Origin of the sequence: Halovulum marinum (assembly GCF_009697225.1) — a bacterium.
Taxonomy (GTDB): Bacteria; Pseudomonadota; Alphaproteobacteria; order Rhodobacterales; family Rhodobacteraceae; genus Halovulum; species Halovulum marinum.
Genome location: NZ_WIND01000001.1, coordinates 381,122 through 395,673 on the forward strand (window position 1 = coordinate 381,122; position 14,552 = coordinate 395,673).

Annotated in this window: 14 protein-coding genes; 12 read left to right on the top strand and 2 right to left on the bottom strand. The window is 67.9% G+C overall.

Annotated elements, in window-relative coordinates; translation table 11 throughout:
* Positions 1-3 precede the first annotated feature (3 nt).
* Genes GE300_RS01980 through GE300_RS01990 form a run of 3 tightly spaced genes read left to right on the top strand, consistent with a single transcriptional unit; the run spans position 4 to position 3,042 of the window.
* On the top strand, positions 4-990 hold the full coding sequence (locus GE300_RS01980) for a lysylphosphatidylglycerol synthase transmembrane domain-containing protein (RefSeq protein ID WP_154444389.1): 987 nt from the start codon (positions 4-6) through the stop codon (positions 988-990).
* Positions 980-2,308 carry an FAD-binding oxidoreductase gene (locus GE300_RS01985; protein ID WP_154444391.1) on the top strand — a complete coding sequence of 443 codons (1,329 nt, stop codon included), beginning with the start codon at positions 980-982 and terminating at the stop codon, positions 2,306-2,308. Before GE300_RS01980 ends, GE300_RS01985 begins: the two co-directional genes overlap by 11 nt.
* Positions 2,305-3,042, top strand: coding sequence for an SDR family oxidoreductase (locus GE300_RS01990; protein WP_154444393.1), 738 nt, complete (start codon positions 2,305-2,307; stop codon positions 3,040-3,042). The genes GE300_RS01985 and GE300_RS01990 overlap by 4 nt, the downstream gene beginning before the upstream one ends.
* A gap of 10 nt (positions 3,043-3,052) precedes the next feature.
* On the opposite strand, the gene GE300_RS01995 is transcribed toward GE300_RS01990, so the two are convergent.
* Both GE300_RS01995 and GE300_RS02000 read right to left on the bottom strand, forming a co-directional pair.
* Positions 3,053-4,480 carry a UbiA family prenyltransferase gene (locus GE300_RS01995; protein ID WP_154444395.1) on the bottom strand — a complete coding sequence of 476 codons (1,428 nt, stop codon included), beginning with the start codon at positions 4,478-4,480 and terminating at the stop codon, positions 3,053-3,055.
* Positions 4,477-5,325, bottom strand: coding sequence for a lytic transglycosylase domain-containing protein (locus GE300_RS02000; protein ID WP_154444397.1), 849 nt, complete (start codon positions 5,323-5,325; stop codon positions 4,477-4,479). The genes GE300_RS01995 and GE300_RS02000 overlap by 4 nt, the downstream gene beginning before the upstream one ends.
* 423 nt (positions 5,326-5,748) lie before the next feature.
* Here GE300_RS02000 and GE300_RS02005 point away from each other — a divergent pair, with 423 nt between their 5' ends.
* The 9 genes from GE300_RS02005 (at position 5,749) to GE300_RS02045 (ending at position 14,534) form a co-directional block, all read left to right on the top strand.
* Positions 5,749-5,934, top strand: a complete 186-nt coding sequence (locus tag GE300_RS02005) for a Flp family type IVb pilin (RefSeq protein ID WP_154444399.1) — start codon at positions 5,749-5,751, stop codon at positions 5,932-5,934.
* 102 nt (positions 5,935-6,036) lie between these two features.
* Entirely contained in the window at positions 6,037-6,231 is a 195-nt protein-coding gene (locus GE300_RS02010) for a pilus assembly protein (protein ID WP_154444401.1), read from the top strand.
* An 86-nt stretch (positions 6,232-6,317) separates the two neighbouring features.
* Entirely contained in the window at positions 6,318-7,160 is an 843-nt protein-coding gene (cpaB, locus tag GE300_RS02015; protein WP_154444404.1) for a Flp pilus assembly protein CpaB, read from the top strand.
* Positions 7,161-7,492: 332 nt separating this feature from the next.
* The gene (locus GE300_RS02020; protein ID WP_154444406.1) at positions 7,493-8,887 is read left to right on the top strand and encodes a type II and III secretion system protein family protein; all 1,395 of its coding nucleotides are present in this window, start codon (positions 7,493-7,495) and stop codon (positions 8,885-8,887) included.
* Positions 8,888-8,892: 5 nt separating this feature from the next.
* Entirely contained in the window at positions 8,893-9,495 is a 603-nt protein-coding gene (locus GE300_RS02025; RefSeq protein WP_154444408.1) for an OmpA family protein, read from the top strand.
* A 390-nt stretch (positions 9,496-9,885) separates the two neighbouring features.
* A complete protein-coding gene (locus GE300_RS02030) occupies positions 9,886-11,112 on the top strand; it encodes an AAA family ATPase (RefSeq protein WP_154444410.1) in 1,227 nt (408 codons plus the stop codon).
* An 18-nt stretch (positions 11,113-11,130) separates the two neighbouring features.
* Positions 11,131-12,558: a CpaF family protein gene (locus tag GE300_RS02035; RefSeq protein ID WP_154444412.1), complete on the top strand. Its 1,428-nt coding sequence runs from the start codon at positions 11,131-11,133 to the stop codon at positions 12,556-12,558.
* A 28-nt stretch (positions 12,559-12,586) separates the two neighbouring features.
* Positions 12,587-13,549, top strand: a complete 963-nt coding sequence (locus GE300_RS02040) for a type II secretion system F family protein (RefSeq protein ID WP_154444414.1) — start codon at positions 12,587-12,589, stop codon at positions 13,547-13,549.
* A 19-nt stretch (positions 13,550-13,568) separates the two neighbouring features.
* Positions 13,569-14,534 (top strand): type II secretion system F family protein, encoded by a 966-nt coding sequence (locus GE300_RS02045; RefSeq protein WP_325063059.1) that lies wholly within the window; start codon positions 13,569-13,571, stop codon positions 14,532-14,534.
* The last annotated feature ends 18 nt before the right edge of the window (positions 14,535-14,552 follow it).

The following is a 14,552-nucleotide window of genomic DNA, read 5'->3' on the forward strand; positions in this document are numbered from 1 at the left end:
GCCATGACGGACGCGACCCACCCGACCCATCCCGCCCGCCCGCGGCGCGACGTCTGGCTGACGGCCGGGCTGGTGGCGGTGATGGTGCTCGGCCTGGCGGGCCTCGCCGCGGCGACCGGCTGGCAGGAGACCTGGGCCTCGATCGGTCGGCTGACGCCGGGGCAGGTGGCGCTTCTGCTGCTGCTCGCCTTGGCCAACTACATGCTGCGCGCGCTGCGCTGGCAGCTCTACTGCCGGGTGCAGCGCATCCCGGTCACGTTCCGCCAGACGCTGCGCCACTACCTCGGCGGGTTCGCGATGACCGCCACCCCCGGCCGGGTCGGCGAGCTTGTGCGGCTGCGCTGGATCACGCAGGAGACCGGCACCCCGCTGGAACGCTGCGCCGCGCTGGTCGTGGTCGACCGCGCCGCCGATCTGGCCGCCATCGGCCTGCTGACCGCCGTGGCCGTGGCGTTCAGCACCGCCGGCCTTGCCGGGGGGCTGCCGGTGGCCGTGCTGTCGGTGGTTGCGGCGATCATGGTGACCCGCGCCAGCCTGCTGACCGCGGCGCTGGAGCTGGGCTGGCGGCTGCTCGGGCGCTGGCCGCGGCTGTTCGGCCGCGCGCGGCGGGCGGCGCAGGCGCTGCGCCCGTTCTCGGCCTGGCAGGTGGTGCTGCCGGCGCTCGCGCTCGGCGGTCTCGGCTGGCTGGCCGAGGGGCTGTCGTTCCACCTGCTGCTGGGCTGGATGGGCGCCGAGGTCTCGCTGTGGACCGCGGTCGGGATCTTCCTGATCGCCATGGTCACCGGCGGCGCCACCGGCGCGCCGGGCGGGCTGGGCGGCGCCGAGGCGGCGATGGTCGCGCTGCTGACGCTCGAGGGCGTGCCGCTGTCGGTGTCGATCCCGGCCACCGCCGTGATCCGCCTGACCACGCTCTGGTTCGCCATCGCCATCGGCCTGGCGATGTTCCCCCTGGCCACCCGCGCCGCAACGAGAGGAGCGCATGCCGCTTAATTCCGCCCCGTACACCGGATGGGGGCGCGTGCTGTCGGCGAATGCCGGCCGCGCCCGCCCCGAGAAGGTCGCCGCGCTGCGCCGCCACCTGGCCGAAACGCCGGGCCCGGCGCTCGGCGCGCTCCGCTCCTACGGCGATGCCGCGCTGTCGGGCCGCCGCGCGGCGGTCGACATGACCCGGCTCGACCGGATGCTGGCGTTCGACCCGCAGACCGGCGTGCTCGAGGCCGAGGCCGGCGTTCGGCTTTCGGACATCCTGGCGCACATGGCACCGCGCGGCTGGATGCCCGCGGTGCTGCCCGGCACCGGCCACGTCACGCTGGGCGGGGCGATCGCCGCCGACGTCCACGGCAAGAACCACCACCAGATCGGCAGCTTCGGACAGCACGTCGAATCGCTGCGCCTGCTGGGCCCGGACGGCACCCCCCGCGAGGTATCCGGGGACACCGAGCCCGAGCTGTTCCGCGCGACGCTGGGCGGCATGGGGCTGACCGGCGTGATCGAAAGCGCAGCGATCCGGCTGGCGCCCTGCCCGTCCGGAACCGTCGAGGTCAGCGAACGCCGCATCGCCGGCCTCGACGCCTATCTCGACGCCTTCGCCGCCAGCACCGCGCCGTTCCAGGTCGGCTGGATCGACGCCACCGCCAGCGGCGAGGCGCTGGGCCGCGGCGTGCTGGAGGAGGCCGAATTCTCGCCGCCCGGCGCACCCTATGTCCCGGCGCGCAAGCACCGCGCGATCCCGATGGACGCGCCCGGCTTCCTGCTTTCGGGCGCGGTGGTCCGCGCGTTCAACACCCGCTACTTCCGCCGGATCCCCGCAGCCGGGCGCAGCCGCCGCCGGCCGCTGGCCGGCTTCCTGTTTCCGCTCGATTCCCTGTCCGGCTGGAACCGGCTGTACGGCAAGCGCGGCTTCCACCAGTTCCAGTGCGTGCTGCCGACCGACACCGCCCGCGACACGCTGCGGGCGATGCTGTCCGAGATCGCGGCCTCGGGGCTGGCCGCGCCGCTGGCGGTGCTGAAACGGATGGGACCGGGCCGCGCCGGGCCGCTGTCGTTCCCGATGCAGGGCTACACGCTGGCCGTCGACTTTCCCGCCCGGCCCGCCGCCGCCGCGCTGATCGCGCGGCTTGTCGAGCGCACCGCCGACGCCGGCGGCCGCGTCTACCTGGCCAAGGATTCGCTGGCGCGGCCGGAGCATGTCGCGCGGATGTACCCCGAACTGGACAGCTTCCGCGCCAGCGTGCGCGCGGCCGATCCGGACGGCGTCTTCGAAACCGATCTCGCGCGCCGGCTGGCGCTCAGGGGGAACAGCGCATGACCGAAACCTGGATCATCGTCGGCGCCAGCTCGGCCATGGCCCGCGCGCTGGCGCGCGCCACCGCGCCGCGCAGCGCGACGCTGCTGCTGTGCGGCCGCGACACCGAGGATCTGCAGCGCGACGCCGCCGACCTGCGGCTGCGCGGGGCGCAGGCGGTCGAGGTGCTGGCCTACGACACCCGCGATCCCGGCACGGAAGCCGCGCTCGTCGCCCGCGCCGCCGCGCTGGAGGGGCCGTTCAACGTCGCGGTGTTCGCCGGCGCGATGCCGCCGCAGACCGAGGTCGAGGCCGATCCGTCGCTGCTGGCCGGCGTGGTGCAGGACAACTTCACCGCCACCGGCACGCTGCTGCTGCGGCTGGCGCCGTTGATGGAGGCCCGCGGCGCCGGCACCGTGGTCGGCGTGGCCTCGGTCGCCGGCGACCGCGGCCGGCTGGGGAACCATGTCTACGGCGCCGCCAAGGCCGGCTTCGCCACCCTGCTGTCGGGCCTGCGCAACCGGCTGGGCCGCAGCGGCGTGCACGTGGTGACGGTGAAACCCGGCTTCGTCGACACCGCGATGACCTGGGGGCTGGACGGGATGTTCCTGGTCGCCGCGCCCGAGGCGGTCGCGAAGGACATCCTCGCCGCCGTGCGCCGCCGCCGGAACGTGGTCTACACGCCGTGGTTCTGGGCCGGGATCATGGCGATCATCCGCTCGGTGCCCGAGCCGATCTTCAAGAAGCTGCAGATCTGAGCCGCACGGCTCAGGTCCCGGAATAAAGCAGCAGCGCCGCGGACAGCGCGACCAGCACCACGCCCTGCCGGTCGGTGATCGCGAAGATGATCGGGTCGTAGTCCTGCTGGCCCTTCCAGCCGGTCCAGATCATCCGCACCAGCCAGACCGACAGCAGCAGCGCCACCGCCCAGAGCGCGCGCACCGGATCGTAGAGGCTGGCGGCCGTGTCGCTGAGCGAATAGGCGACGAACACCGTGACCGAGGCGATGCCCGAAATGATCGACACGTTCAGCAGGTCGTCCCGGTCTCGCGGCTGGTACCTGCGGCCCGGCAAAAAGCCGTCGCCGCGGGCGCGCGATAGCTCGGTCAGGCGCTTGACGCAGCCCAGCGACAGGAACACCGGAAAGATGAAGCCGAACAGCCAGCCCGAGGCCGCCACCCCGCCGGCGACGGCGCCGGCGACGACGCGCAGCGTGTACAGCCCGGCCAGCATGGTCACGTCGACCCAGCGCACCCGCTTGAGGTGCATCGAGTAGGACAGCGTCGACACCAGGTAGACCAGCAGCACCAGCATCATCCAGCCGCCGAGGACCGCGCCCAGCGCCATGCCCAGCAGCCCCAGCCCCAGGCTGGCCGCCATCCCGATCTTGATCGGCACCCGGCCGCTGGCGAACGGCCGGTTCCGCTTGCTCTCGTGCAGCCGGTCGGCGTCCAGGTCGATCAGGTCGTTGACGATGTAGATCGACGAGGCCAGCGCCGAGAACGCGACGATCCCCAGCACGACCGCCGAGATGCCGGCCGCGTCGGTCCGGTGCGCGGCGATCAGCGGCAGGAACAGCAGCATGTTCTTCAGCCACTGGTGCGGGCGCAGCGCGCGCAACAGGTCGCGCGTGCGCCAGGGCGCCCCCACCGGCGCCGGCTCCAGGCCTTTCAGCTTCAGCAGCCGCAGAAACGCCGGCCTGGGCCTGGCGACGAACCCTTTGCGGGCCGCCTGCCAGACCGGGATGTCCGCGACCGAATCACCGACATAGTCGAACCCCCGGTGTCCGAACCGTTCGGTCAGCCGCGCCGCCTTGCGGTGCGCGGTCAGGTTGCCGTCGCGATCCGACCCGTCGATGCCGTCGAACGGGCCGTAGAGACCGGCGATCTCCTCGACCAGCCCGCGGGTCGCACCCGACACCAGATGCACCTTGCGCCCCTGCTGGCGGGCGGACGCCAGCAGCGCGATCACGTCCTCGTCCAGCGGAATCGTTCCGGGCTCGGGTCTGGCGATCTCGGCCAGGGCGTGCTTCAGCGCGGCGCGGCGGCGGAACAGCCGCAGCGCGGTCGCCACGGTCCTGACCGGGGCGACCCCCATCCCCTTCCAGAAGCATTCCAGCAGCGTGTCCGAGCGGATCAGCGTGCCGTCAAGGTCGGCGACCAGCGGCGGCGCCGTGTCGACGTCGACCCGGTTCATCGGGCCGCGATTTCCAGTCCGGTGAACAGGCAGCCATCGGTCACCCGGACCGGCGGCGCCAGGCACAACGCGCGCGCCTGGCTCCAGGCCGCGACGACCTTTGGCACATAGGCGCGGGTTTCGGTGTAGTTCGGTACGCCGCCGTTGCGCCGCACGGCGCCCTCGCCGGCGTTGTAGCCGGCCAGGGCCAGCAGCGCGTCGCCGCGGAACTCGTCGAGCAGGAACGCCAGATAGGCGACGCCGGCGCGGATGCTCTGCGCCGGATCGGTCCGGTCGGTGACGCCGAAGCGGCGCGCCGTCGCCGGCATCAGCTGCATCAGGCCGACGGCGCCGGCGCGGCTCTTGGCGGTCGGGTTGCCGGCGCTCTCGATCGCGATCACCGACGCCACCAGCGCCGGCGACACCTGGGTGCCGGCGGTCGCCTTCAGGATCTCCGCGCCCCAGGTCTCGACGATCCTGGCGACGAGCGCGGGATGCGGCGTCATCGCCGCCGATTCGACGGTGTGCGCCCCGAGCACCTGCACCGCGCGCGACATCTTCGAGAAACCCGCATCGCTCAGCGCCGGCGACATCAGCGCCCAGAACCACGATGCCTCGCCGGCGGAGGACGGGGCGGTGACCGCCTTGCGCCTGATGCCGATCGCGACGGGCGGCAGATCCGGCTTGTGGTCCAGCACCGCCACCGGTTTCACCACGGGTTCGATCTGGATCGTGATCAGCTTTCCGGCCCCGGCCGGCGGCGGCTTCACGCGCTTGAAGGTGAATCCGGAAGGTTCCTCGGCCGCGGCCGTCACCGGAAACGACAGGCAGATGGCGAAAGCAATACGGGTGAAGAATTCGCGCAACGTATTGCTCCCCTGAAAGGCGCGCCGCCCTGCCTAGTTACTACTCCTATGCGAACACAGCGTGCCTGTGCAATCCGGCGATTCTCCGAGATCCGAAATTCTACGTGTCTAAACCGCAACAAATCGGGCGCGGCACACGCAGAACCCTGCCGCCCGCCCCGCCTTCGACGAGGCGCAAGCTCACTTACCGCGCTGGAATTAACGGATAATGTGCTCGCCGGCGAATTATCATCAAATCCCCACAACGCGTCATTTTTCTGCCCGATTTCTCGCGTGTATTGCAGGTGTTCGCTGAGTAACGACGTTTGTGAAGGAACGGAACGAAGGAAAGCGGCAGGGCGGCGAAACGACGTACGGCCCGGGCGTCTGGAAATTGAACCGTTGCGATAAGCAGCAATCATCTACCCCCTGGAGGTACTCTAAATGAAACTGTTCAAGCTGAAGAAGAACTTCGTCAAGGATGAAGACGGCGCCGTGACCGTGGACTGGGTCGTGCTGACCGCAGCCATCGTCGGCATCGGCCTGGTCGTGCTGAACATCATCCGCGGCGGTGTCTACGATGCCGCGTCGGACATCTACTCGTCGCTGACCGACGCCATCACCCAGTAATCGAAAGCTGGGCTGGGGTTTCCGGGGCAGCCCTACAAAGGGCTGCCCCGTTCGGTTTGAAACCGCCGCCAACGCCGACACCAAGTTGCGGGAGGCAGGACCATGCGTCTGTTCGACATTGCACGAAACCTTCGGCAACGCGCCGCGGAAGATGAAGACGCAGCCGTCACCGTCGACTGGGTGGTCCTGACGGCGTCGATCGTCACGATCGGGCTGGTCGCGATCAGTGTCATTCGCGGGGGCGTTTACGCGACCGCATCTGACATCTACACTAAGGTCCGCTCCTCCACCCAGTGACCGCTGGCAGGCGGGCGACGCCACGGACAGCGGCCGCGTCTTGCGCGCACCGCCGACGGACCTGGGAAAACAAGGGTGACTCCAACATGAGAATCGTCTTCGCGCTCGTCTTTCTCGTCGGTATCGGCATCGCCGGATTCGCGGTGTACATGGCGATGGAGCAGTTCCGCGCCCTGCAATACGAGAACAGCGTCCTGCGCGCGAAGGCCAGCAAGGTCGTCGACACCACGCCGGTTCTGCTCGCGACGCGGGAATTGCGCTACGGGCAGGAGTTGCGCGAGGGCGACGCGGTCGAGGTCCGGTTCCCGAACGACGCCGTGCCCGAGACCGCCTTCACCTCGCTCGAGGCGCTGTTCGGCAACGAGGATACCGAGCCGCGCCAGATCGTCCGCACGATGGAGCCGGGCGAGATCATCATGGCGACCAAGGTCACCCGATTCGGCCAGGACGCGGGCGTGTCGTCGCGGCTGAACAAGGGCATGCGTGCATACACCATCAACGTGAACGTCTCGACCGGCGTGTCCGGCTTCCTGCAGCCGGGGGACCGCGTGGACATCTACTGGTCGGGAACGCAGGGCGGGCAGGCGGTCACCAAGCTGCTGCTCGAGGACATCGACCTGATCGCAATCGACCAGATCGCCGATCAGGACACGCGGCGCCCGACCGTGGCGCGCACGATCACCCTCGAAGTGCCGCCGATCACCGTGGCGACGCTGGCGCAGGCGCAAGCGTCCGGCAAGCTGTCGCTGTCGCTGCGCGGCTCGGAAGAGGAAGAGATCCTCGGCCCGCTGCAGGTCACCCAGCGCGACCTGCTCGGAATCCAGGAAGTAGAGGTCGAGAAGCAGCGGAAGTGCTTCAACCGGATCCGGCGCGGCCTGCAGATCACCACTCTCGAGGTTCCCTGCCCCGACGAGGAGGCGACGCAGTAAAGAGCGTCCGCCGCGGCCGGCCTACACTGCAGAGATTCTTTCGCGCCCGGCCCTTGTCCGGGCGCTATTCTTTTCCGAACCGCCGGACATCGGCTTACTTCAGACATGTTCCTAAATCCGGCAGTCCCTCATCGGCCGGTTTTCAGGCCCCTCTGCAGCGCGTTGCCCCCTTGAAAAACAAGGGAAAAACATTCCTGTGTGGCATCGGAACATCAAGTGGCACCCGCAAGACATTGATTATTGAGTAAAATCGAATTTCCCGACATTTTTGTCACCATGGGCGACGACCGTATGGCGGACCGCCTGACCCATTCGTTTGGAGAGGCAGGACTATGAACTGGAACCGACTGATAAAGGCGAGCCTCTTGGGGTTCGTTCTGTCGGCACCTCTTGTGTCGGATGCGTCCGCACAAAGCGTGCTGCAGGTGATGCGGGGGGCGACCTCCGACAACATCTCCGTGTCCGTGAACCGGGCGATCGTCATGGAAGCGGACCGTCCGTTCGCCGAACTCTCCGTGGCCAACCCGGCCATCGCCGACATCGCGACGCTGGGCGAGCGCACGATCTATGTGCTCGGCAAGACCCCCGGCCGCACCACGCTGACCATCCTCGGCCCCGAGGGCGAGCTGATCACCAACGTCGAGGTCGTGGTCACGCCCGATCTGGTCGAGTTCAAGGAACGGCTTCGCGACATCCTGCCGAACGAGCCGATCGAGGTGACCGCCGCGGCCGGTGGCATGATCCTCAGCGGACGTGTCAGCGGGGCCCGCAAGGTTTCCCGCGCGCTCGAGCTGGCAGAACGCTACGCGCCGGGGCAGGTGACCAACCTGATGATGGTCGGCGGCACCCAGCAGGTGATGCTGAAGGTCCGCTTCGCCGAGATGTCGCGCACGGTCGCGAAATCGCTCGGCACCAACCTGGGCACGACCTTCGCCGGCAACGACGCCGCCGGCGGCGCCTTCGGCGGCGACGGCCAGGCGCTGGGCATCGTCGATTCGGGCTTCGGCAGCCCGGGCGACTTCCTGATCGATCCGACCTCGACCGGTGTCTTCGGCCTCAGCCTGTTCGACCTCGGCGACTTCACCGTGAACCTGCTGATCCAGTCGCTGGAAGACAAGGGCATGGTCCGCACCCTCGCCGAGCCGAACCTGGTCGCCGTCTCCGGCGAAAGCGCCAGCTTCCTGGCGGGCGGTGAATTCCCGGTCCCGGTCGATTCGGGCGACGGCGTGACCACGATCGAGTTCAAGCCGTTCGGCGTTCAGCTGCAGTTCACCCCCACGGTGATCGACGAGGACCTGATCCGGCTGGAACTGACCACCGAGGTCAGCGACATCGAGGAAGTGATCGAAGGCGCGCCGACGATCTCGACCCGCAACGCCTCGACCGTGGTCGAGATGCGCGACGGGCAGAGCTTCGCCATCGCCGGCCTGCTCGAGGACGACTTCACCGACAACGTGAACCAGGTGCCCTGGCTCAGCGACGTGCCGGTGCTGGGAGCGCTGTTCCGCTCGTCCAGCTTCGCCCGGCGGCAGAGCGAGCTGGTCATCATGATCACCCCGCACCTGGTTTCGCCCACCGACGGCGACCTGCTGTCGCTGCCGACCGACCGGATGCGGATCCCGACCGAACTCGAACTGTTCTTCAACGGCTCGATCGAAGGCTCTCCGGTCGTCCGCGACGTGGCACGTCAGGACTTCCAGGGCTCCTACGGCTACGTGATGGAGTGAGCGACATGAAATCCCTTCTGAAGACAACGACCGTCCTGGGCGTCGTGGCCGTACTTGCCGGCTGCGAGGGGCAGGTGGCCGGCGACCTGAAGCGCACCACCGCGTTCGGCGGCGCCACCACCAGCAACCTGCTCGCCCAGGCCGTCAGCCTGCAGGGCCAGTTGCTGGTCGACCTGCAGGCGCAGTTCAGGGCCTCGGCGCCGGACATGATCAACTTCGCCTTCAACCAGTCGACGCTGGACGCCGAAGCCCGCGCCGCGCTGGACCAGCAGGCGGCGTGGATCCGGGCCAACCCGGCGATCAAGTTCCGCGTCTACGGGCACACCGACCTGGTCGGCTCCAACGCCTACAACCAGCGGCTCGGCCTGCGCCGCGCCCAGTCTGCGGTGAACTACCTGATCGCCCGCGGCGTGCGCCGCGGACAGGTCGAGGCGGTGGCGTCGCTGGGCGAAACCCGACCGCTGATCGCGACGCCGAACCCCGAACGGCTGAACCGTCGCACCGTCACCCAGATCGTCGGCTTCGACCGCCGGTTCCTGGGCTACGATTTCGACGGCAAGGTCGCGCACAACATCTACCAGGGCTACATTTCGGCGGACGAGCAGTAAGTCCGTCTCTCCGATCGCGAACCGAAACCGCCGGCCCTCGGGCCGGCGGTTTTCCTTTGCGGCGGCCGCATTGCGCGCGGCCCCGACCGCCGGGTCGGCGCGGTGCCGCGCGCGGCCTCGGAAGCGGCACAAATCTGGCTGTGCCGGACAGCAGATTTTCCCTAACATCCAGTTAACGCAAGATTCACTTACCGGAGTCGCACTTTCGCCACTTTTGATATCGAAAAATCATGTTTTGTTAGGCCCTGTAGGGTTTTGGATGTGTAATCGGACTCGGGTATGACCTATGGTGTTTCTGAAAACCTGTAGTGAGTCCCGCGGCGCAGCATGCAGCCGCGGCTGCCGTCCCAAGGGACGTGTCAGGTGTCCGATTGGAATCGAGGTGTCGACATGGGCCTGCTAAAGGTTAAGGCGGACGAAACCGAAATTTTCGTGATCGCGCGGAACATCCAGGAGTTCCCTGCCCTCGTCGAGGATCTCGACCGGGAGCTGTCCGGCCGCTGGGCGCCGATGGCGCTGAAGGGCGGCGAGGCCGCGCTCAAGGCCGGCGCCGGTGCCGATCTGGAAATCGCCATCGTCGCCGTCTCCTCGGACGAAGAGCCGGAGCTGGACGCCGCGGTCCGCGTGGTCCAGACGGCGCGCGACCACGGCCTCAAGGTCCTGCTGATCGTCAAGGACGTCTCGCCCCAGTCCCTGCACCGCCTGCTCAAGGTCGGGGCCGACGACTTCGCCCCCTACCCGATGGCCGAGGGCGCGCTGGCGGACTCGATCACGCAGATGCGCTCGATCGTCAAGGAGAACATCGCCCAGCCGCAGAAGGGCAAGCAGCGCAAGCGGCACGGCCTGGTGATCCCGATCTACGGCATCTCCGGCGGCGTCGGCGCCAGCACCTTCGCCGTCAACATGGCCTGGGAGCTGGCGCTGCTGACCAAGAAGACCGACAAGCGCGTCTGCATCCTCGACTTCAACTTCCAGTACGGCTCGGTCTCGACCTACCTTGACCTGCCGCGCCGCGAGGCGATCTACGAGCTGATCTCGGACCCCGACAGCATCGACCACAACGCGCTTGCCTCGGCCCTGACCTCGTACAAGACCCGGCTTGCGGTGCTGACCGCGCCGATGGACACGCTGCCGCTGGACATCATCGCCCCCGAGGACATCGCCCGCCTGATCGAGATCGCGCAGGCGTCCTACGACTTCGTGATCATCGACATGCCACAGGCACTGGTGCACTGGTTCGATCAGGTGCTGCGCATGTCCGAGACGTTCTTCGCGGTGATGGAGGTCGACATGCGCTCGGCCCAGAACTGCCTGCGCTTCCTGCGCGCGCTGAAGGCCGAGGACCTGCCCTACGAGAAGGTGCAGTTCGCGCTGAACCGCGCGCCGGGGTTCGCCGACATGAGCGGCAAGGCCCGCGCCAAGCGCCTGGCCGAAAGCCTGGGCGTCGAGATCAACATCATGCTGCCCGAAGGCGGCAAGCAGGTCGCATCGGCCTGCGACGAGGGGGCGCCGCTGGGCGAGAGCGCCCCGAAGAACGCGCTGCGGCGCGAGATCAAGAACATCGCCCAGACCATTTTCGACGCCGTGATCGCCGAAAAGGCCGCGGTCGCCCAGTAAGCCCGGAGGGTCCTACGCATGTTCCGACGCTACCAGCGCGCCCAAGACGCACCGGCGCCACCGAAGATCGAGGTCGATCCCGCCGAAAAGGCCCTGAAGACCAAGCAGCGCGTCGAGAAGGCGAAGAAGGCGATGAGCGCCGGCGAGATCGCCGACATCCAGCGCGAGGCCAAGCGGCAGGAGCGTCTGCTCGACATCCGCATGGAGTTGCACAAGCGGCTGCTGGAGACGCTGAACCTGGGCGCGCTGGAAAAGGCGACGGAACAGGACCTGCGCCGCGAGATCGGCTCGATCATGCGCGAGGGCCTGCGCGAGAATGGCGTCGTGCTCAGCGCCGTCGAGAGCGAGCAGATGACCCAGGATCTGTTCGACGAGATCACCGGGCTCGGCCCGCTCGAGGTGCTGCTGAAGGACGAGACCGTCAACGACATCCTGGTCAACGGGCCGCAGCAGATCTTCGTCGAGCGTCAGGGCAAGCTTGAACTGACCTCGGTCCGGTTCCGCGACGACCGGCACCTGATGCGCGTGATCGACAAGATCGTCTCGGCGGTCGGCCGCCGCGTCGACGAAAGCCACCCCTATGTCGACGCCCGCCTGCAGGACGGCTCGCGCTTCAACGCGATGGTCCCGCCCTGCGCCGTCGACGGCGCGCTGGTGTCGATCCGCAAGTTCAGCAAGGACAAGCTGTCGATCGACGAGCTGGTCGACTACGGCGCATTCACCGAGGAAATGGCCGCCTACCTGCAGGCGGCGGTCGCGACCCGGCTGAACATCATCGTCTCGGGCGGAACCGGCTCGGGCAAGACCACCAACCTGAACGCGCTGTCATCGTTCATCGACGACCACGAACGCATCGTGACCATCGAGGACACGGCGGAACTCCAGCTTCAGCAGATCCACGTCGGCCGGATGGAAAGCCGCCCGCCCAACGTCGAGGGCAAGGGCGAGGTCAGCCAGCGCGACCTGCTCCGCAACGCGCTGCGCATGCGCCCCGACCGCATCATCGTCGGCGAGACCCGCGGCAACGAGGTCATCGACATGCTGCAGGCGATGAACACCGGCCACGACGGCTCGATGACCACGATCCACGCGAACTCGGCCCGCGACGCGGTCAGCCGGCTCGAGAACATGATCGCCATGGCCGGGGTCGAGATGCCGATCAAGGCGATGCGCGCGCAGATCGCCTCGGCGGTGAACCTGATCGTCCAGGTCAGCCGCCTGCAGGACGGCTCGCGCCGGATGCTGTCCATCACCGAGGTGACGGGGATGGAAGGCGACATCATCTCGATGCAGGAAATCTTCCGTTTCGAGCGGCTGGGTCTTGGCGAGGGCGGCCAGATCATGGGACGCTTCACGCCGACCGGCATCCGGTCCAAGTACGCCGAGCGCTTCAAGCAGTGGGGCTACGACCTGCCGGCGTCGATCTACACGGTGCCGCAGTCATAGCGCTGGCCGCACCCGGAGGAACGAGAGCATGAGCATCGAACCACTCATCTACGCCGCCATCTTCGTGGGCGTGTTCTTCATGATCGAGGGCATCTACCTGCTTGTCTTCGGCAAGTCGGTGCGCCTCGAGAGCAAGGTCAACCGCCGTCTCGAGCTGCTCGAGAAGGGCGAATCGCGCGAAGAGGTGCTGGAGACGCTGCGTCGCGAGCGCGAGCAGCACTCCGGCAACCAGGGCCTGCCGGTGCTGGCGCCGCTCAGCGCCAAGGCGGCGCAGGCGAACATCGCGTTCTCGCCGACCGGGCTGCTGATCGTGATGGTGGTGATCGGCATCACCGGCTTTCTGGGCCTGACCTTCTTCACCGGCGCCGGGCTGACGATCCGCATCGGCCTTGCGGTGGTGATGGGCTACGGCGCCGTTTACCTGTGGCTGAACAACAAGGCCAAGAAGCGCATCGCCCTGTTCGAGGAACAGCTGCCCGACGCGGTGGAGCTGATCGTGCGCAGCCTGCGCGTCGGCCACCCGTTCTCGTCCTCGATCAACATCGTGGCGCAGGAGATGCCCGACCCGCTGGGCACCGAGTTCGGCATCGTCGTCGACGAAAGCACCTACGGCATGGAGGTGACCGAAAGCCTGAACACCATGGCCCAGCGCATCGACATCCAGGACGTCAAGTTCCTGGCGGTGGCGGTGGCGATCCAGAGCCAGTCGGGCGGCAACCTGGCCGAGATCCTGGACGGCCTGGCCAAGGTGATCCGGGCGCGGTTCAAGCTGTTCCGCCGGGTGAAGGCGATCACCGCCGAGGCCCGCTGGTCCGGCTGGTTCCTGTCGATCTTCCCGCTGGCGGCGCTGGTGTTCATCCAGCTGATCCAGCCCGACTACTACGATGATGTGAAGAACACGACGGCCTTCGTGCCGGCCGCGATCATCGTCGCGATCATGCTGTTCATCAACGTGATCTTCATGCGTATGATGGTCAACATCAAGGTCTGAGAGGCGCTGCAGGATGGAAATGCTGAGGCTTGGATGGGAGTTCACCCACGCGGCCCTGGGACCGCTCGGGCCGCTTTACGTTCTGGGGTTCTTCGGGTTCCTGATGATCCTGATGACGGCCCCGATGCTGTTCCGCACGAAGCCGGACCCGCTGAACAAGCTCAAGGGCTCCGGCGTCTACCAGCCGAAGAAGGGCAAGGAGGACGGCGCGGTCCGGCTGCGCTATGACAGCGGCGGTCGCCAGCTGGAGCGGTTCAAGCCCTATCTGGAGCCGACCGACGCCAAGGAACTCAGCCAGACCCGGCTGAAGCTGATGCAGGCCGGCTACCGCTCGCGCAACTCGGTGTCGACCTATCACCTGTTCCGGTTCGTGCTCGGCGTCACCCTGCTGGCGGTCGGCACGCTGACCGTGCTGATCCGCCCGGACGAGCCGGGGCTGACCACGGTCATCCTCAGCGTCCTCGGGCCGGGCCTGATCGGCTACTACGCCCCCGACTACTGGGTGGAACGGCGCAAGCAGGTCCGCCAGGAGGACATCACCAACGGCTTTCCGGACGCGCTGGACCTGATGCTGGTCTGCGTCGAGGCCGGCCAGTCGCTGGACCAGGCGATCCTGCGCGTCGCCACCGAGGTGCAGAAGTCCTACCCGACGCTGGCCGAGGAGTTCGAGATCGTCTCGAACGAGATGCGCGCCGGCAAGGACCGCGTGACCGTGTTGCGCGACATGGGCGAGCGCTGCGGCGTCTCGGACATCTCGGCCTTCGTCACCGTGCTGGTGCAGTCGGCGACCTTCGGCACCTCGATCGCCGACGCGCTGCGGGTGTACGCCTCCGAGATGCGCGACAAGCGCGTGATGCGCGCCGAGGAAAAGGCCAACAAGCTGCCGACGAAGCTGACGCTGGGCACGATGATGTTCACCGTGCCGCCGCTGCTGATCATCCTCGTCGGTCCGTCGCTGCATGAAATCGGCCGCGTCCTCTTCTGAAACCCTCCTGCGGAGGTT